Source organism: Thiomicrorhabdus hydrogeniphila (assembly GCF_054656895.1).
In genome coordinates, this window is sequence record NZ_BAAHXL010000001.1 from 58,312 (window position 1) to 77,518 (window position 19,207).

A 19,207-nucleotide genomic window follows, 5' to 3' on the forward strand; every position below is an offset into this window, starting at 1 on the left:
CTCCATTTATAAATGGATTTCAATATAACATCTAAAATCCATAAATATATAGAATTACGTATTCATTAAGTTTATTTTAATGATTCGTTTTATAACTTTGGGGCATCGTAATTTTCTGGCTCGTCGCTGTATACGCATACGTTCCAGTCGGCGGCTAGGCCGTCTTTGGCAGCGCAGTAGGTGTTAAAGAAATCAACTATTTCTTTGCGTTGGCAGTGGGCTTCAAAGGCGGGCATATTGGCCCAAATTTCGTTAAAGACAAATGGAAAGCTGTTACCTTCTGCAAATGGGCTTTGTATTTGGCGTGTTACGCGGTATTGAATACAGCCGTCTTCTCTTAATGTATTGGGTTCTAGGTTTTGTAATACGGTAAACAGTTCTTGTTCTTTACCGGGTTTTGGTTGAAATTGGGCAACGCAATAGACTTTAGATGACATGTTCGGTTCTCGTTTGAAATGTAAAAATTAAGTTTAGAGCCATGATTATAACGGGTCAATCAATTAGTTATTGAAACACCAATCAAAATCTAACTTACCAGGCCTGGTAAAACTTATAATACGAGGTTATGAATAATCGCAAACCATTACAAGACCGCAACTTTGATAAGTTAGTCGATAAATTTGAAGCCAAGGTGTATGACACCATTAAGGGCGAATGGCGTTTAAAACTGCTTAAAGAAGATTTGGGTTCTTTGCGTAATCAGCCTTTAAATCATTCGCCCAATCAACTAAAAAACAGTAATTTACCAGGCCTGGTAAAATCTAAAAATGCACCATTGTCTGTTTGGGATGCCGGTTGTGGTTTTGCACAAATTAGCCAGTGGTTTGCACAAGCTGGACATGATTTAACTTTGTGTGATTTATCACACCAAATGTTAATGCGAGCCAAACAGAATTTTGCAGAAAATGAATTAACCGCTACCTTTATTGAAGGCCCTGCTCAAGAAATCGCCCCAACTTTGCCAGAATTTGATTTAGTGTTATTTCACGCGGTTTTGGAATGGTTAGCTTTGCCCAAAGAAACCTTGCAAAGGGTTGCAAGTAAAGTTAAACCTGGCGGACATTTATCCTTATTGTTTTATAACCGTAATTCAGTGGTGATTCGCAATACTTTAAAAGGCGCTTGGCGTTTACCAGGCCTGCTAAAAGATGATTATATGGGTAAAGGCAAAAAACTCACGCCACCTAATCCACAAATCCCAGAAGACGTTGGCCAATGGTTACAAGATTGGGGCTTTGAAATAGAAGTGCATACTGGCATTAGAGTGTTTCACGACTATATGACTCCAGAGGCAATGGAACAAACTAATCAAGAAGAGTTATTGGCAATGGAGTACCGTTATTGCCGCGAACCGACTTACCGCAATATGGCGCGTTATATTCATATTTTAGCTAAAAAACAGGGCTAAAAACCTTCATGCCCTCCAACCTAGTCATTATCGGGCTTGACCCGATAATCTTACTTGGCCAAAATAAGATCCCCTGGCTTGACCAGGGGATGACGGCTTGTGGTTTTACTTTGTTTTTTACAGGCCTGGTATGCTCCGTGGCAAACTAAACGTTGTGGGCATAGGATTTGGTGAGCCTAGGTTTTGTGAGAAGAACGTAATACCAAAAATCAAAACCCAATTTAACAACATTAAATAATTAAAAAATAGATTAAAACTACATGAAACAATCCGCTTTAAAACAACTTGCAAAACCTTTAATTTACTTACTACTAAAACGCCCTAAATTTTTAATTTTAGTGCCACTTATTGCTGGGCTTTGGTATGGCTACGAGGTTTTTGTTGCCCGCCCTGCCATGGCTTATATGGGCGTACCGCAAGTTAATGCTACCCCACCGCAAACAGGAATTAGAACAGGCCTTTCACATATTTTGCGCAACCAAGGTTTTATGGTTGAATATTCTGAAAGTTTAGAAAATCCGCTTTGGGTTACCTATAAAGTCACCAAGGCAAAATATAAAAGCGGTAAACGCCCCTCTGGTTTTACCAGTGACTGGCGTTCTTATCAACAAGTAAAGCATACCGATTACACTCATTCGGGGTACGACCGTGGCCACATGGCGCCTAATTACGTTATTGCCAGTCGTTATGGCGTTTCGGCACAAAAAGAAACCTTTTTAATGACCAATATTACCCCGCAAAAACCGAAATTAAATCAAAAATCTTGGCAGCGTTTAGAAGAAGTGATTGCCAATGATTTTTCTGAGCAAAATGGTGACTTTTGGGTAACCACTGGCCCTATTTTTGACGCAAATCCAAAAACACTTAAAAATTCGAGCGTTAAAATTCCTAAAGCGTTTTATAAAATTTTAATTAAACCCTCAACCCCACAAACGCCGGCTAAAGCGTTGGCGTTTATTTTTCCGCAAAATGCCAAAGCTAATGCCAGTTTAATGAGTTTTACCACCACAATTGATGAAATTGAACGCTTAACTGGCATAGATTTTTTTGCTAATTTAGAAGATGATTTTGAAGACCGATTAGAAGCCAGTAACACACCGGAAGCCTGGCAATTGCAAAAGGTTGCCAACCGACCATCTCGGTATTAGAGGTGCAGGCTCAAAGTATATAAAATAGAGTTTGTTATCAATATTAAACCCACTGCCCAATACACAATAAAAAACAGCATAAAAGCCTATGACAAATAAACCATTAAATCGCAGAAAATTTCTCTCTCATTTAGGCTTATTAAGCTTGGGCACAACTGGTTTGGGTTTAAGTGGTTGTACCGTCACTGAAATTCGTCGTGGTATTACCAGCAGTCGTCAGCTTTATAATGGCAATGTTTCTCAGGCCATTTCTGCGCAAGTACCTGGTGTGGGGATTCCTGAAATTGATAGTGTTGTGCGTAAACAAATCAGCCTATTTTTGGATGAAATCAGCAAAAATTGGAGCGACAAAAAAACAGCCTCGCCCAAATCCTATGTTAAATACACAGACAACTATCAAAGCAGAGCGATTATTGACTTTAATAGTGGTCAAATTCAAGTTGAGACCATCACAAAAAATAATCCTAAAGCGGCGCTTAAACAGGCTATTGTGCAAACATTGCTAACACCAGAAGACCCTACCCAAGTTGATTTATTTAGTGCTAAAACACCGCCACAAGGTTCAAAACCCTTTCTTTTAGAGCTTGTAAGAGATCAAGATAAAAAACCTGTACGTTATGCTTGGCGAGCCAATCGATTTGCTGATTATTTAATTAAAACACGCTACAAAACCTTTTCTGATAAAGGTAAAACCCGTCATGCTGTGACCTTTAGTATGGTCAATGACTACCAAAACCAACAAAAACGACATTATCAGTTTGATGTTTTAAAACAGTGTAAACGCTTTAATCTTGAGCCCGCTTTGGTTTATGGCATTATGGAAACCGAAAGCCGTTTTAACCCCTATGCAGTAAGCTCTGCTCCAGCCTATGGTTTAATGCAAATCGTACCTTCAACGGCTGGACGTGATGCGCACAGATTACTACATAATCGTGATGGAATGCCCTCAAAAACCACTCTGTTTACCCCTGCCCGCAATATTGAATATGGCACGGCCTATTTATCTATTTTATTTACCCGTTATCTTAAAAATATACGTAATAAACAATCGCAAGAATACTGTGTAATTGCGGCTTATAACACAGGCAGTGGCAATGTTTTAAAAGCATTTGACAGCAATAGAGACCGAGCAGTCACTAAAATTAACCGCCTTTCTAGTAGCCAAGTTTATGCCCATTTGGTCAAACACTTATCAAGCTCCGAAGCTCGAAACTACGTGCAAAAAGTCACTCGAAATAAACGTAAATATACTTAATTTTTGACATAAACCATTTTTAAATGACCATTTATTTAAAATAAATTCATGGTAAGTCGTAAATCTTTCAAAAATTCAATAAAATAGCGCCATTACCATTACCAACACTGCTAAATCATTTTAAAGAGTGCATCATGCTAAAAAACAGCCAAAAAGACACGATTTACGCCCAAGCTCATGAAGCCATTGGGGCTTTTCAATTTGATGAATCGGTAGTGGCAGTGTTTCCAGATATGATCCAGCGCTCTGTTCCTGGTTATCAAACTATTTTGACAGGTATTGGCGAACTCACTAAAGCCTATGCCCAATCCAATACCAAACTTTATGATTTAGGCTGTTCATTAGGTGCGGCGGCATTAACCATGCGCCGTAATTTAACGGTTAATGGTTGTGAAATTGAGGCGATTGACACATCAGAAGCGATGATTAAGCGTGCTGAAGAATATTTACACGCTTACCATTCAGATATCCCCGTTAATTTGCATTGTGCCAATATGACAGAGATGCCGATTGAAAACGCCTCGGTTGTTGTCATTAACTTTACCCTACAATTTATTGACCCCGAAGAACGTGACGAGCTGGTTAAAAAGATTTACCAAGGCTTAAAACCTGGCGGTGTATTGATTTTGTCTGAAAAAATTCACTTTGAAGATGACAAACTGCAAACTGCCATACAAGAAATGCACTGGCAATTTAAACGTGCCAACGGTTATTCTGAATTAGAAATAAGTCAAAAACGCAGCTCTTTAGAAAACGTACTGATTTCAGACACAGAAGCAGAACATATTAAACGGCTGAATAATGCTGGCTTTACCTCAGCAGGTATTTGGTTTCAAGCGTATAATTTTGCCTCTTTTTTAGCGATTAAATAGAAAGTTAACCACGAAGACACGAAGGCACGAAGTTTTTTTGGTTTACCCGTTACTCACAGAAATTAGTTTGCCGTAAGCCATACCAGGCCTGCAAAAACATATAAAAATAAAGTAAAACCACAAGCCGTCATCCTCTGGCTTGACCAGGGGATCTTTTGTGGGCAAAGAGAGATTATCGGGTCGAGCCCGATAATGACGGGGTTGGATTTCAGAGTGAAAACAAATTTACCCTCTGCTCGCAATGACAGGTGAGATTAAGGTTAACCACGAAACGAAGAACTCGGCTGCAGAGCCGAGAAGGCACGAAGGTTTTTTTGGTTTACCCGCTGTAGATTGCCACGCCTTTGGCTCGCAATGACATGAAGTTGAATTAGTTTGCTGTAAGCCATACTAGGCCTGTAAAAACATATAAAAAATAAAGTAAAACCACAAGCCGTCATCCTCTGGCTTGACCAGGGGATTTTTTGTGGACAAAGAGAGATTATCGGGTCGAGCCCGATAATGACGGGGTTGGATTTCAGAGTGAAAACAAATTTACCCTCTGCTCGCAATGACAGGTGAGATTAAGGTTAACCACGAAGACACGAAGACACGAAGGTAGTGAAATAATCCATGGCTAAAATCACAATGCCTGCTAAAGATTGCCAAGTCTGCGTCTCGCAATGAGATAAAAACTTAAATTTCTTCGTGCCTTCGTGACTTCTCGGCTCTGCAGCTGAGTTCTTCGTTTCGTGGTTCAATTAAGATTAATACAAACATTAACAAACAAGGTTTCACGTGAAGCAACATTACGATACATTTTGGGCTCAATTAGAAGACGAACGTTTTAATGAGTGGAAAGAGCAGCTTCCTTTATTAATTGATACCGCATTACACCCAGAAGGTAATGGCAATTTACCGCGTTGGTTAGATGCCATTAAACGTGTGCAAAATTTTGATGCAAACAGGCCATTTGACCTTAATCAAGCGGCGGTAACCGTTGCCCAAAACAGTCCATTGAATGACGCTGATAAACTTGAGTTAGAAAATGCATTACGCGAGTTTCATCCTTGGCGTAAAGGCCCGTTTGAGATACATGATATTTTTATAGATACCGAATGGCATTCTGACTGGAAGTGGGTTCGTGTTCGCCCCCATTTAGCGGATTTAAAAAACCGTAAAATATTAGATATTGGTTGTGGCAGTGGTTATCACCTTTGGCGTATGGCAGGTGAAGGCACTGAGTTAGCCGTAGGCGTTGACCCAAGTTTATTGTTTATGAATCAGTTCTTAGTGCTTAAACACTTTATTGGTGAAAAAGTGCCCGCTTATTTTTTACCGCTAACATTGGAACAACTGCCCGTTTCTAAAAAAGGTGGCGCGTTTGATACGGTATTTTCTATGGGCGTGCTATACCATCGTCGCTCCCCTATTGACCATATATATGAACTGAAAAATCAGTTATTACCTGGTGGTGAAATGGTTTTAGAAACCCTTGTTGTGCCGCAAGATTATGGGCAATTATTGGTGCCTGATGATCGTTATGCGCAAATGCGAAATGTATGGTTTTTGCCATCAGTTAAAGAACTAACGCATTGGTTAGAACGTTGCGGCATGCAAAATGTACGCTGTGTGGATATTGACCAAACCAGCATTAAAGAACAGCGCACTACCGATTGGATGACTTGGAACTCGTTAGAAACTTTTTTAGATCCAGAAGACCACAACAAAACCATAGAAGGTTACCCTGCTCCGCTACGAGCCGTAATGGTGTGTAATAAACCGAAATAATTTTGAATTTATCCTCTGTTCACAAAGTTTAGTTTGCCACAGGGCATACCAGGCCTGTAAAAACATATAAAAATAAAGTAAAACCACAAGCCGTCATCCTCTGGCTTGACCAGGGGATCTTTTTCGACAAAGAGAGATTATCGGGTCGAGCCCGATAATGACGGGGTTGGATTTCAGGTTGAAAGCCAATTTATCCTCTGCTCGCAATGACAGGTGAGATAAAGGTTAACCACCAAACGAAGAACTCGGCTGCAGAGCCGAGAAGACACGAAGCCACGAAGTTTTTTGATTTAAACGTCTGCCTAGTTCGTTTGTTTTTCACAATACATACCAGGCCTGTGAAAATACATAAAAATAAAGTAAAACCACAAGCCGTCATCCTCTGGCTTGACCAGGGGATCTTTTGTGGACAAAGAGAGATTATCGGGTCGAGCCCGATAATGACGGGGTTGGATTTCAGAGTGAAAACCAATTTACCCTACGCTCACAAAGTTTAGTTTGCCACAAAACACACCAAGCCCAGCCAATAAAAACCAGCCTGCAGTGCCTTTTTTAAGTTGCCGTTTGGCGTAATATTCTTGATTTGCTTTTGTTTCCATTTTTCTAGCCTCCATAGCTAAACTTATTAAGACCTTTGCGCAAGTCAGTGGCGTAAGAAAAACGAGATAGAATTCTTTAGATTTATCGCCATTTTTATACGTTTATCGGTTCTCGGAAAAACCGAGTTTTTTGTGTCGAGCAAAGGGCTCTTATTCAATTAAAAAGTTAGTGTCATTCATTTGATTGCTTATTGATTTCTCATTACTTCGATCCTTTAAATTAACGCCTGTAAGTTTTAGGCGATACGATTCTTTAATTAAATACAGTGCTTTTTGACTTGCTTCTTTAAAAGAAAGACCTGCTGGGCGTATATTAGAAATGCAGTTTCTTTCCGCATCGTTTCTGCCTACTTTAGGGTTCCACGTTAGATATAAACCTAAGCTGTCTGGTGAACTCAGACCTGGCCGTTCACCAATTAGCACTAAAACAATCTTGGCATTGAGCAATGCGCCTATCTCGTCACCCACAGCCACGCGCCCTTGTTCTACAATGGTAAGTGGAGCCAAACTTAATTCATTAAGAGCAGGGTCAGAAGCACAATGGTTTAATAAGGTATCTATAAACGGAACGGCGTTTTGTTGAACGGCTTTTGAAGAAAGCCCATCAACCATAACAATGGCTAAGTCATATTCTTTATGGGTATCAGAGCTTAACGAATTAAGTTTTTGTTGCGATGCATCATCTAAACGTCTGCCTAAATCTGGACGCTGTAAATATCGAAAACGGTCTGTGGCTTGACTATGTAAAACGTAGATAGGAAGTGGCTGAGTGTTCTGTAAAACTTTGAGTTGTTCTTTTAATGACACAACGCTTAAAGGCATATGTACGGCATCTTTGGCTTGTGCGTGAGCAAACTGAAACGCTAACAGTTCATGAGTAGGTAAGCTCACTCCCGCTCTACCTAATCCAATACGTGCATCGGTGTATTCACGTAATTTTTGCCATGGATTTTCAATCACATCGGCGGTTGTTTTTGCTTTTGAAAAGTCTTTATCTTCTAATGAGTTATTTGAATTCATTACCTTCTCCCTGGTAATGAATTTAATGAATGAGCAAAAGAACTTGGCATCTCGTCAGACAAGATAAACTTATCTACATCTTCAAAAATCGCCCTTTCTTGTAACCACTTTTCAAATTCTGGTGATGGTTTAAGGCCTAATACTCTTCTGACATAAAGGGCATCGTGAAATGAGGTGGTCTGATAATTAAGCATAATGTCATCTGAGCCAGGAATCCCCATAACAAACGTACAGCCTGCCACACCAAGTAAGGTAAGTAGGTTGTCCATATCGTTTTGATCTGCTTCTGCATGATTGGTGTAACAAACATCACACCCCATTGGCAGCCCTAATAACTTGCCACAGAAGTGATCTTCTAAACCTGCCCTTGTAATTTCTTTGCCGTCAAAAAGGTATTCTGGGCCAATAAACCCCACTACGGTATTAACCAATAACGGAGAAAACTTTCTAGCAACGGCATAGGCTCTTGTTTCACAGGTTTGCTGGTCTATACCGTGATGGGCATTGGCTGAAAGGGAACTGCCTTGACCTGTTTCAAAATACATAACATTGTTACCAACCGTACCTCGGTTAAGTGATAATGCCGCTTCATGCGCTTCTTTAAGCGTATTAAGGTTAAAACCAAAACTGCTATTTGTTGCTTCTGTACCGCCAATAGATTGAAACACCAAATCTACTGGCGCTCCTAACTCTATCGCTTCTAAGGTATTGGTTACGTGAGTAAGTACACAAGATTGTGTGGGAATTTGATAAGTTTGAATCACCTCATCCATTAATTTCATAAGTTTAATGGCTTGTGAAACATTATCTGTGGCTGGGTTAATACCAATGACTGCATCGCCATTTCCATACATTAAACCATCTAAAAGGCTGGCGGCAATACCGTTTACATCATCGGTGGGATGGTTTGGTTGTAAACGGGTTGCTAAACGGTTGGGTAAACCGATAGTATCGCGAAAAGCGGTGGTAACATTGCATTTTTTGGCGACCATAATCAAATCTTGATTACGCATTATTTTGCTCACCGCCGCCGCCATTTCTGGCGTAATTCCCCAACGAACTTGCTTAAGCGTTTCAGAATTCACTTTATCGCTAAGTAACCAGTTACGAAAATCACCCACGGTTAAGTGTGAAATGCTTTTAAATGCTTCTAAATCATGCTCATCTATAATTAATCGAGTGATTTCATCTGTTTCATAAGGGATGATGGCATCATTTAAAAAAGTCTTAAGCGGCAACTCGGCTAAAGCCATCTGTGCTGCAGCTCGTTGCACAGAAGATTCCGCAATGACACCCGCTAGCCGATCTCCCGAACGTGCAGGCGTTGCTTTGGCAAGCAAGTCGCCAAGGTCTTTAAATTGATAGCGATAACCGCCTAATGAATAGTGATAATTTGAATTCATTTGTACTCGCATGGGTTAATAACAGGGAATAAAAGTTGCTTAAATTATTATCTGAATGTAAAGCGAGTTATGTTCCGAGCGAATATCGAATTTTGGCAAATGTTTTAAATTTGTTTTAAAACAATTAGTTATAGTGGTTTAATAACGTTTTTATCAATTTCAACAATAGAGTTGGTCATATTTTGAAGTTTAAAAATGAACAAAATGCACTTCAACGGTGCATATTAAAAACGGATGATCCCGATCAGCAGGCTGGTAATTTAACGAATTGGTCGCAAGAGTATGATCAAATGAGCGATGGGCCTTTCTATGGCACCGTTGATAAATTGATTAGCCATAACCTACACGTTTTTAGAGAGTACAGTAACCAAGAGCTACATCAACAATGCCAAATTTGGCCTGATGCCGTTTGGCTTGGCATTCCGTTAGAAAACAATGAAAACCTTCATATTAATGGCCAAAACTTAATAAAAAATAGTCTTGCAAGCCAAGTAGGAGACCATGAATTTGAATTAGTTACCCCTAAGGACTTTACAATTTATGGTGTGGTGTTAGAAAACAACTTTCTTAATAGCATTGCTGAATTACAAGGGTTAGAGCTAAGAGAAATGGATATATTTCATGCTCCTATTATGGAGTTGGAGCAAAACAAACTGGATCAGTTTAGATATTTTTTAGGTGAAATTGTTGGTGAAAACTCTAGCAAAATGGCTTCATCAATAAAAGAAGATATCCTAATCTCAAGTTTAATAAATACATTACCTCAACAGCTTCACGCTAGACAACCCAAACCCAGTTATCAGCATCGTAAACAAGTGGTAGAAAGAGTAAAACAGTATATTGAAGAACATCACCAACAGCCCGTTACCATGACTGAACTTTGCCAAATCGCTTACGTTAGCAGAAGAACTTTGCAGTACAGCTTTGAAAGTATTTTGGGCTACAGCCCACTTAAATATTTACGAATGACACGACTTAATCACGTTAGAAGAGCTTTAAAAAATGCTCCTGAAGAAACGACCGTGGTTGAAGTCGCTGAAACCTGGGGCTTTACCCATGCAGGGCAATTTAGTACGGATTATAAAAAACTATTTGGTGAACTTCCCTCTCAAACCTTGCATAAAACACAGAAAAATAGAAGCTTCGCTGAATAACTAAAAGAAAATCTTTTAATCAACCTCATCATTATTGAGCTTAACCCAAAAACCTCTCTTGACTGAAGCAAGATCACTTGGTCAGGCCAGAGGATGACGGTTTAGGGTTTGATCGAATATCAATATCGTTGAAAGCCATCTCAATTTTCACGTCATTGCGAGCCGTAGGCATGACAATTTAGTGGGTATTTTGATGTCAGTTATGGATTTGGTTCACGACGTTCGAAATGATAGGGTTAATTTTAAAATTACCCTATGCTCACAAAGTTTAGTTTGCCACAGGGCATGCCAGGCCTGGTAAAATTGAATTTTGGTAATTTTATTGTTTACAATTTTACTGCTTTACTGCTGTGTCTTTGCATTTTTTAAGAAGCGCTTTTATTTTTGCTTCATTTTTAAGCAGGGCATCTACACAATCGGGATCAAACTGCTTGCCCTTTCCTGCTTGTAGGTACTTAACCACTTCTTCAAAAGGCCAGCCTTTGCGGTAAACTCTATCTGAGATCAGGGCATCAAATACGTCGGCTACGGCAGCAATACGCCCTACAATCGGAATTTCTTCGCCTTTAAGCCCATTTGGGTAGCCCTTGCCGTTATACCATTCGTGGTGACAGCCAACTATGTCTTTTAATAGGTGAGTGTGGTGAAAGTCTTGAAAATGAAAGTTGCCTAACATTTTATCAATCATTTTTATGCCTTCAGTGACGTGCGTTTGCATAATTTTGGTTTCAGCTTCGGTAAGTTTGCCTGGTTTTAATAATATACTGTCTGGTATGACAATTTTTCCAATATCATGCAAGGGGGCATAACACCAAATATATTCTATTTGTTCGTCGGTTAAGTCATATTGTTCGGCGAGTTCTCTGGCAATAATTTCCATATTGTGCGCCATTCTTACAAGATGCTCACCTGTTTCTGAATCACGTAAATTGGTGATTTCTTGCGTGGTTGCCATTAAAGCAACTAGGGTTTTAAGTGGCAAAATCGCAGAAATAATAAGCGATTCAACTAAACGCGAATAGGTATCTAAGTTTTCTAATAATTCGTCACTAAAGTAATCAACCTCATCGGCATCGTAAAAAACAAAGCCCATTAAGGTATCACCCAAATAAAATGGTTCTGTATAACTTGATTTAAAGTGATGACTGATGGCTTTAGAATGAACGTTGTTGTGATCTTGTAATATGGATAAATCTTGAATAAGTCTTGGCTGATTACATTCGGCAATACTGACGAGTGAGGGAATCTCTTTTAAAGGGGCAGAATAATGGTTAAGTAATGCTTCATCAAGACTGGATTTGATAAAGGTATGAATATAACCAGTCTCATCGTCATAAATCGCTACAGCAATTCTGCAGAGCCCTGGCCATTCTTTTCTAAGTGAATCGTGAAGATTGAAAAGCTCCTCAGTAATTGACTGATAATTATGCTTCACGTCTCCCCCTTAAAAAAGTAACAAGAATGGTTCTTTTATATCACAAAATATTAAATGTAATAATTAAATATACTCATAAATAGATCAAAATGTGCCTAAACCAAGTTTAAGATCGTCGAATTTAAACTTATTTTATTTATTGAGGTTTACGCTTAATAGACCGCCCTGCTTTTTCTTGTAATGGTTTTTCAGGCCAGCGATGTTTTGGGTAGCGACCTCGCATTTCTTTAGCTACCTCAAAATAGGAGTTTTGCCAGAAATGGTGTAAATCGCTGGTGGTTTGTATAGGCCTTTGAGCAGGAGAAAGCAGTTCAAACGCTAGGTTAATTTTGCCCCACGCTAATTTTGGCGAACTGAGTTCACCAAACATTTCTTGTAATACCACCGATACCTTGGGCAATGAGCCAGAATAATCGATTTTGATCTTTTTACCGCTCGGTGTCACATAAAAATCAGGCGCTTGATTGTCTATTGCCGTCATAAACTCATAAGGTAAACGTGTTTGTATTAAAGGCGTTATATCAACGCGTTTTAATGTCTGTATGGAATCAATGCTTTCTATATATGGAATCAACCATTCTTCTAATGAATTTACCAGGCCTGGTAAAGTGAAATCGGGCCAATCTTGGGTTTGTTGCGGGTTTTGTAATACTAACCAACGGACTTTATTTAACCAAGCTTTAAGGCTTTTAGACCAGGTTAATAAACTTAAATCACTGTCTATAATGGCTTGTTTTAAACAGGCTTTAAGTTGCGTTTTATCGGGTTTGGCAAGTTCTGTTTCACTAATTAAAATCGCCCCCAGTTTGGTTTGTTGTTTGCCGACTATTTTTTGGCTTTGCGCGTTATAACCATATTGTGCCGTGGTTTCAAACCCAAGGGTGTTTTGTAATGTTTGCAAGTCAATTTCTGTGGCTAAATATATACGCCCATCACTGCGTTGACCATCTAAATCTGCTACGGCTAACCAGGCACTACTTTTAAGTTCATTCAATTCAGGTAACACCGCTCCTTTGCCATTACTGAGTAAATAACGGTTATCGGTGTCACTTGAGCCACGGCGTTTAGCAATACGATCTGGGTAGCTTTGTGCAACCAATTGTCCCAAAAAGCGTTGTAAATCGCTTAATGAGTGCAAAACAGGTTGTTTTACATTCATAATTTTAGCTAACTTACTGGCATTAATTAGCACCTGTTCGGCAGTGGCAGGTTTGATACGGTATTGTTTTTGTGCTTGTTGACGATTTTGTCTATAAACCTGTAAAGCTTGTAGTCGTGTCATTAAATCGGCATCATTAGGTGCGTGTAAAAAATGACTGTCGGTTAATACGGCCACTAAATCACAGGCCATGGATTTAATGGAATCTGACTCATCTTCAAGTGAAACCAACAACGCAGAAAAACGGGGTTCTAATCCGATTTTAACCGCTTTTTGGCCTTTTTTTGTTAGGCCATTGTGTGTATTTAAAAGCTCTAAACGTTGTAATAGATTTTTGGCCGCATCAATATGTGCTTGCGGTGGTGGTGTTAACCAGTCTAATTCTAAATAGTTTTTTACACCCCATTGCACCAAAGACAACTGCAAGGCGGTTAAGTCAGTGGTGGTAATTTCTTCTGCCGCAAAAGGTTTTAAAGCTTGTTGTTGGCTCTCAGTCCATAGCCTATAACAATGCCCAGCTTGCACTCGCCCAGCTCGACCTTTTCTTTGGTTTGCAGAGGCTAATGAGATACGCTGTGTTTGCAAACGACTCATGCCACTGGTGACATCGTAAGTTGAAACACGTTCAAAACCAGAATCGACCACTGCTGAGATGTTTTCGATAGTTAAGCTGGTTTCGGCAATATTGGTGGCTAACACGACTTTTTGTCGCCCCGTTTTATCCTTTTGTAAAGCCTGCTGCTGCTGTTCTGCTTTTAAAGCTCCGTAAAGCGGTAATACCAAAACATTTAAGTGGTTTAATTGCTGTTGTAATGCGTTTTGACAACGTTTTATTTCACCCTGGCCTGGTAAAAACACCAAAACATCGCCTTGTGTTTTTTGTAAGGCAATATGAATAAGCGTCATTAACTCTGGCAACCAATCATTGGCATAAGACGATTTAACAGGCCTGGTTAAATACTGAGTAGCAACCTCAAAACAACGTCCTTCAGATTCAATAACGGGGGCATTATTTAAAAAGCCACTAATTTGTTGGGTATTTATAGTGGCTGACATCACTAGCAATTTAAGTGCTTCGTTATAACCGTTGCGAATATCTTTGCATAACGTCAATCCTAAATCAGCATGAATAGAACGCTCATGAAACTCATCAAAAATCACCAAACTTACACCCGTGAGCTCTGGATCACTTTGAATGCGACTGGTTAAAATCCCTTCGGTAATAATTTCTAGGCGAGTGTGTTTACTCGTTTTAGATTCATTTCTTACCTGATAACCTACCGTTTGCCCCACGGGTTCATTAAGTTGTTTAGCCACATACGTTGCAATGGATTTTGCGGCTAAACGGCGTGGCTCTAACATTAAAATTTTGCCACTTTGCTCACCGAATGTATTTACTAAATTTTCTAATAAATACAATGGTACTGCGGTAGATTTACCTGCACCTGGATCGGCTTGAAGCACTAATACATCTTGCTGATGTAACGTTTGTAGAATTTGCGGTAAATATGGGGTAATGGGTAAATTTTGCAATTGTAACAACTTGAGTATTAGCTAATAATATTAAATAAAGTATGGGAATGATTTAAACCGTATATAAATAAGCCTTCAATACGATTTGTAAAAGGCCTATTGTAATGTCGCTTGGTGATATAGCTTCATTAAATCATACCGTTAAGACTTAAGAATATTCATTACTTTAAATAATACAAATTATTTTTAGTACTTTTAAAAACGAAATCCTCTCATAAAATTCAGAAAGTATTGCTAATGTTAATGATTATCATCACATTAAAATCTTTACTTAATTTAATTAGTGACTAATATGAATGGGCATTTGCAATAAATAAATACATCAATAAATGGCTCCTAATTCTATAAATTACAGCACTGACACTACATGAAAAATTACCTGGAAATCATCCTTATTTTATTGATTTCTCTTGTGTTTTCTCAAGAGTCTTTTGCTAGCAAAAAAATTGTTTTAGGTGTGTACCAATATCAATCAAAAGCAAGTGTGGAAAAGCAATATCAAGGCTTTGCTGACTATCTTAATAAATCCATACCTAATTATGAGATTGAACTTAAAGTCTATACTCAACAAGAGCTGCTTACCGCCCTACAAAACAAGCAAATTCAACTGCTTTTAGTAAACCCTAATTTATATGAAATTTTAAGAACCAAAGTAGAACTAAACGGTATTACAGCGACACAACAAATACTTTATAAAGCACGAGCTTTAGATCATTTAGGTGGGGTAATTTTTACTAAAAGCCACAATACCCATATTAACCAACTTAGTGATTTGGAAACACAGCGCATCGCAATACCTTCAAAATCCAATACTGGTGCTTATAGGATTCCTTTATATGAGCTTTATAAAGCTAAAATCAATTATAAAAAAATCCATTTTTTGTCGGTTGGTGACAATGATTCGGTTATAGAAACCGTTTTATCTGACAAAGCGGATGTTGGTTTTGTGCGTACTGGTATTCTTGAAAAATGGCTGGCTAGCCACAGACTAAAAAGGGATGAGATAAAAATCATCAATCCACAATCAAAAAATCACTTTCCACATTTTCTTTCTACTGAACTCATTCCAGAGTGGCCATTTATTATTTTGCCTGGGTTAGATGAAAATCTAAATCGTGATATTGCCGTTGCTCTGTTTGCATTAAGATCAGACAACCCTGCGGCCAAACAGGCTGGAATAGCAGGTTTTGTAGCGCCACGTGACTATCTACCTTTTGAAAATATGTTAAGAGCCTTAAAATTAGAACCCTATGATGCTGAACCAGAAATTTCACTGTCGGCATTGTGGAAACAATATAGAAATACCATTCTTTTATTTGCCTTTTTACTTATCTTTATTGTGAGCTTACTTATACTCACTGAAAAACGTAAAATTCTCATTTCTCGCCAAGAACAACGTTTAAAAAAACAGAATAAAATTGATGAAATTTTATTAGAGTTACCTAAATATGCTGAAAACCATACTGAAAGCGAGCTCTTGCAATACGCATTGGACCAACTTGAACAACTTACATTAAGTTCAGTCAGTTTTATCTACTCTGTTGATAATATTAAACAGGAAATACAACTTATCGCCTTGTCGCATAATGCACTTAAACAGGCTAATAATGTGGATCTCTATAAGAAAAGTTATCCTATTCAAGAATTTGGTATTTTTTCTGAAATGATGGCAAACAAAACTGCCGTCATTATGAATAACTTTCTTGAGCACAAACATTCCCCACATGTACCTGATTGTCATTCCGTGTTCAATAGAATGGCCGTACTCCCGGTTATAGAACACAATCAAATAACGCTTATTGCTTGCTTAGGAAACCGAGAAAGCGATTACCAAATTGAAGATATCAATGTTGTTCAACTTGTTCTTAATGAAATTTGGCGTGTTATTAAAGGTAACCGTACCAACCAAGAAATTATTGTTCAGAAAAACACTTATCAACAACTGCTGGATGACCTAGGTGAAAAGTATATGGTCTTTTCTCATAGTGGTTTAGATGGCATATTAACCTATGTTTCTGCTGGATTTTCTAATATCTTTGAACAGCCTGTAGAGCAGATATTGAACCTTCCTTGGTTTAGTAAAATTGACTGGCATCCTGATTCTATTGTTACGGCCACTAAAAGTGTTAATTCAATCGTTTTACGTCAAAAATCTGAAGACAACATTACCTTATCGTTTTATACACCCGAAAATAAAACCAAAACCATTCTTGTTCACCAACACGCCGTTTATGAAGACGATACATTAATGTCTATAGATGGACTTATTACCGATATTACTGAACAAATAGAAGCTGAAAACAGAATCAAACAGGCCGCATCTGTATTTGAATCCGCCAATGAAGGTATTTTGGTGTGTAATGAAAATAATTTAATTTTAAGAGCCAATAAACAGGTAGAACAAATCACTGGTTACTCAGAATCTGAATTAATTGGTAAAAACCCTAACATATTAAGTTCTGACCGCCAAGATAAAACGTTTTACACAAACCTATGGCAAAGCCTATTGCAAAACGGTAGTTGGGAAGGAGAGCTTTGGAATCGCCGTAAAAATGGCGACCTCTATCCACAACAATTAAAAATTACGACTATTTTGGACCATAACAAAAAACCGGCCTATTTTATCGGCCTTCTTTCTGACATTACCGATGAAAAAGAGCATCAAAAACAGCTAGAAAAAATGGCACATTTTGATGCCCTAACAAGCTTACCTAACCGCTTTTTACTTTCTGACCGCATTACCCAGGCCATTCATGCCTTGCAACGCAATGAAGAAATGATTGCCATAATGTTTATTGACCTTGATGGTTTTAAACTGATTAACGATACTTATGGACACCAAGCGGGTGATGTTTTATTAAAAACACTGGCCAAACGCCTATTAAATTCCGTTCGCGATACAGATACGGTTGCCCGTATTGGTGGTGATGAATTTGTGGTTGTTATTTCGGGTACTAAAGACCCTCATGAATTTACCACCATAGAACAACGTATTCTTAAAGAAACATCAACGCCTGTTGATTATGAAAATCACAAATTACAAGTATCAAGCAGTATTGGCGTGGTTTATTACGGCCACAATTATGGTAAAGACGAAGGTTCTGAACAGTTATTACGCTTAGCAGATCAAGCGATGTATACCGCTAAACAACGTGGTAAAAATAAAATTCAACATTACGCATGGGATAACATTAAAAACAAAAGTGAACTTGTTAATGCATTTAAAAATGGACTATTTGAACTTTATTATCAACCAAAAGTGAATTGTAAAACGGGTGAAGTTACCTCTTTAGAAGGCTTAATACGCTTAAATCATCCTGTTAAAGGCGTTCTTAGTCCTATTGAGTTTTTAACAGATATCGAACAATTTGATCTTATGGATCAGTTAAGTAAATTTGTTATTTTAGAAGGCGTTCAATATTTAGAAAGCCTTAACCATAATCGACAAAATAAAATTGGAATTAGCTTAAATATACAAGGTAACAGCCTACTGCATAAAGAATTTGTAGATGAACTTGTGACATTGTTTAAAAACAATCCTAAAATCTCGCCTGAACAGATGACGCTTGAAATTTTAGAAAGTGCCTCTTTAGGTAAAGTAGAAAAAATTGCTAAACAAATAAATCTATTAAAGGCAGAAGGGTTTAGATTTTCTATTGATGATTTTGGTACAGGGTATGCCTCTTTAACCTATTTAAAAAACTTACCGGTTAACGAAGTTAAAATAGATCAAGAGTTTATTCGTGAGATGTTTTCTGAAACCAACAGTTTAAGTATTATCGAAGCCATTAAATCAATGGCTGAGGCCTTTAATTTATCGATTATTGCCGAGGGTGCAGAAACCAATGAACACATTGAACTGTTATTGCAGTTGGGTATTGAATCTGTACAGGGTTACGCCATTGCTAAACCTATGCCACAATCAGAAATGAATCGTTGGTTAAAAACCTGGCAAACAAACCCTTATTGGCAAACATTAACTGAAATTTCTGCTGCTGAAAAAAGGCTTTTAAAAGCTCGTTTAGCACATATTTCATGGATTAATAAATTTGACAAACTCCTTGCCCAAGAGAAGGAAGCAATAACGATAAGCTCATATCTAAACTGCGAATTTGGTTTATGGTTAATTAATGAAGGTAAACAAATATTAAATGATAAAAATTATCAAAAAATAGATTTTCTTCACCAAGAAATTCATAGAATTGGCAATCTTATCATTGAATCTAAATCACTTGAAAATGAAAATGAAACCTCTAAATTATTAGCGCTTTTCAAGATAAATAGTCTAAAACTAGATTCTCTTTTAAAAACGATACAAAACGAACTCTAATCGGGTTTTGCGCATAAATTACCAGGCCTGGTAATTCTTAAAAAGAAATTTAAAGTATAAAAAACGCCTTATATTCAATGAATATAAGACGTTTTAACTTTGAATAAAAACCTTCTATACA

General features: G+C 38.0%; 13 protein-coding genes. 7 read left to right on the forward strand and 6 right to left on the reverse strand.

Features of this window, described 5'->3' with window-relative positions; genetic code table 11:
* Positions 1-89: 89 nt before the first annotated feature.
* Positions 90-437 (reverse strand): putative quinol monooxygenase, encoded by a 348-nt coding sequence (locus ACYQ0E_RS00195; protein WP_460186251.1) that lies wholly within the window; start codon positions 435-437, stop codon positions 90-92.
* Positions 438-565: 128 nt separating this feature from the next.
* Between ACYQ0E_RS00195 and ACYQ0E_RS00200 the strand changes: the two genes are divergently transcribed.
* The 5 genes from ACYQ0E_RS00200 (at position 566) to cmoB (ending at position 6,453) form a co-directional block, all read left to right on the forward strand.
* Complete coding sequence (locus ACYQ0E_RS00200; protein WP_460186252.1) at positions 566-1,408, forward strand: methyltransferase domain-containing protein; 843 nt, start codon at positions 566-568, stop codon at positions 1,406-1,408.
* A gap of 260 nt (positions 1,409-1,668) precedes the next feature.
* Positions 1,669-2,556 carry a DNA/RNA non-specific endonuclease gene (locus tag ACYQ0E_RS00205; protein WP_460186253.1) on the forward strand — a complete coding sequence of 296 codons (888 nt, stop codon included), beginning with the start codon at positions 1,669-1,671 and terminating at the stop codon, positions 2,554-2,556.
* An 88-nt stretch (positions 2,557-2,644) separates the two neighbouring features.
* Entirely contained in the window at positions 2,645-3,811 is a 1,167-nt protein-coding gene (locus tag ACYQ0E_RS00210; protein WP_460186254.1) for a murein transglycosylase domain-containing protein, read from the forward strand.
* Positions 3,812-3,945: 134 nt separating this feature from the next.
* Positions 3,946-4,683, forward strand: coding sequence for a carboxy-S-adenosyl-L-methionine synthase CmoA (cmoA, locus tag ACYQ0E_RS00215; protein WP_460186255.1), 738 nt, complete (start codon positions 3,946-3,948; stop codon positions 4,681-4,683).
* Positions 4,684-5,460: 777 nt separating this feature from the next.
* Entirely contained in the window at positions 5,461-6,453 is a 993-nt protein-coding gene (cmoB, locus tag ACYQ0E_RS00220) for a tRNA 5-methoxyuridine(34)/uridine 5-oxyacetic acid(34) synthase CmoB (RefSeq protein ID WP_460186256.1), read from the forward strand.
* A 473-nt stretch (positions 6,454-6,926) separates the two neighbouring features.
* On the opposite strand, the gene ACYQ0E_RS00225 is transcribed toward cmoB, so the two are convergent.
* The 3 genes from ACYQ0E_RS00225 to ACYQ0E_RS00235 form a co-directional block, all read right to left on the reverse strand.
* Complete coding sequence (locus tag ACYQ0E_RS00225; RefSeq protein WP_460186257.1) at positions 6,927-7,052, reverse strand: hypothetical protein; 126 nt, start codon at positions 7,050-7,052, stop codon at positions 6,927-6,929.
* A gap of 150 nt (positions 7,053-7,202) precedes the next feature.
* Positions 7,203-8,072 carry an ethanolamine ammonia-lyase subunit EutC gene (gene eutC, locus ACYQ0E_RS00230; RefSeq protein WP_460186258.1) on the reverse strand — a complete coding sequence of 290 codons (870 nt, stop codon included), beginning with the start codon at positions 8,070-8,072 and terminating at the stop codon, positions 7,203-7,205.
* Positions 8,072-9,475, reverse strand: coding sequence for an ethanolamine ammonia-lyase subunit EutB (locus ACYQ0E_RS00235; RefSeq protein WP_460186259.1), 1,404 nt, complete (start codon positions 9,473-9,475; stop codon positions 8,072-8,074). Before ACYQ0E_RS00235 ends, eutC begins: the two co-directional genes overlap by 1 nt.
* A gap of 182 nt (positions 9,476-9,657) precedes the next feature.
* Between ACYQ0E_RS00235 and ACYQ0E_RS00240 the strand changes: the two genes are divergently transcribed.
* Entirely contained in the window at positions 9,658-10,629 is a 972-nt protein-coding gene (locus ACYQ0E_RS00240) for a helix-turn-helix domain-containing protein (RefSeq protein ID WP_460186260.1), read from the forward strand.
* A 334-nt stretch (positions 10,630-10,963) separates the two neighbouring features.
* Here the strand turns inward: ACYQ0E_RS00240 and ACYQ0E_RS00245 are convergent, their stop codons facing one another.
* Positions 10,964-12,064 carry an HD-GYP domain-containing protein gene (locus tag ACYQ0E_RS00245; protein ID WP_460186261.1) on the reverse strand — a complete coding sequence of 367 codons (1,101 nt, stop codon included), beginning with the start codon at positions 12,062-12,064 and terminating at the stop codon, positions 10,964-10,966.
* Positions 12,065-12,200: 136 nt separating this feature from the next.
* Entirely contained in the window at positions 12,201-14,756 is a 2,556-nt protein-coding gene (gene hrpB / locus ACYQ0E_RS00250; RefSeq protein ID WP_460186262.1) for an ATP-dependent helicase HrpB, read from the reverse strand.
* 367 nt (positions 14,757-15,123) lie between these two features.
* Between hrpB and ACYQ0E_RS00255 the strand changes: the two genes are divergently transcribed.
* Complete coding sequence (locus ACYQ0E_RS00255) at positions 15,124-19,086, forward strand: EAL domain-containing protein (RefSeq protein ID WP_460186263.1); 3,963 nt, start codon at positions 15,124-15,126, stop codon at positions 19,084-19,086.
* The last annotated feature ends 121 nt before the right edge of the window (positions 19,087-19,207 follow it).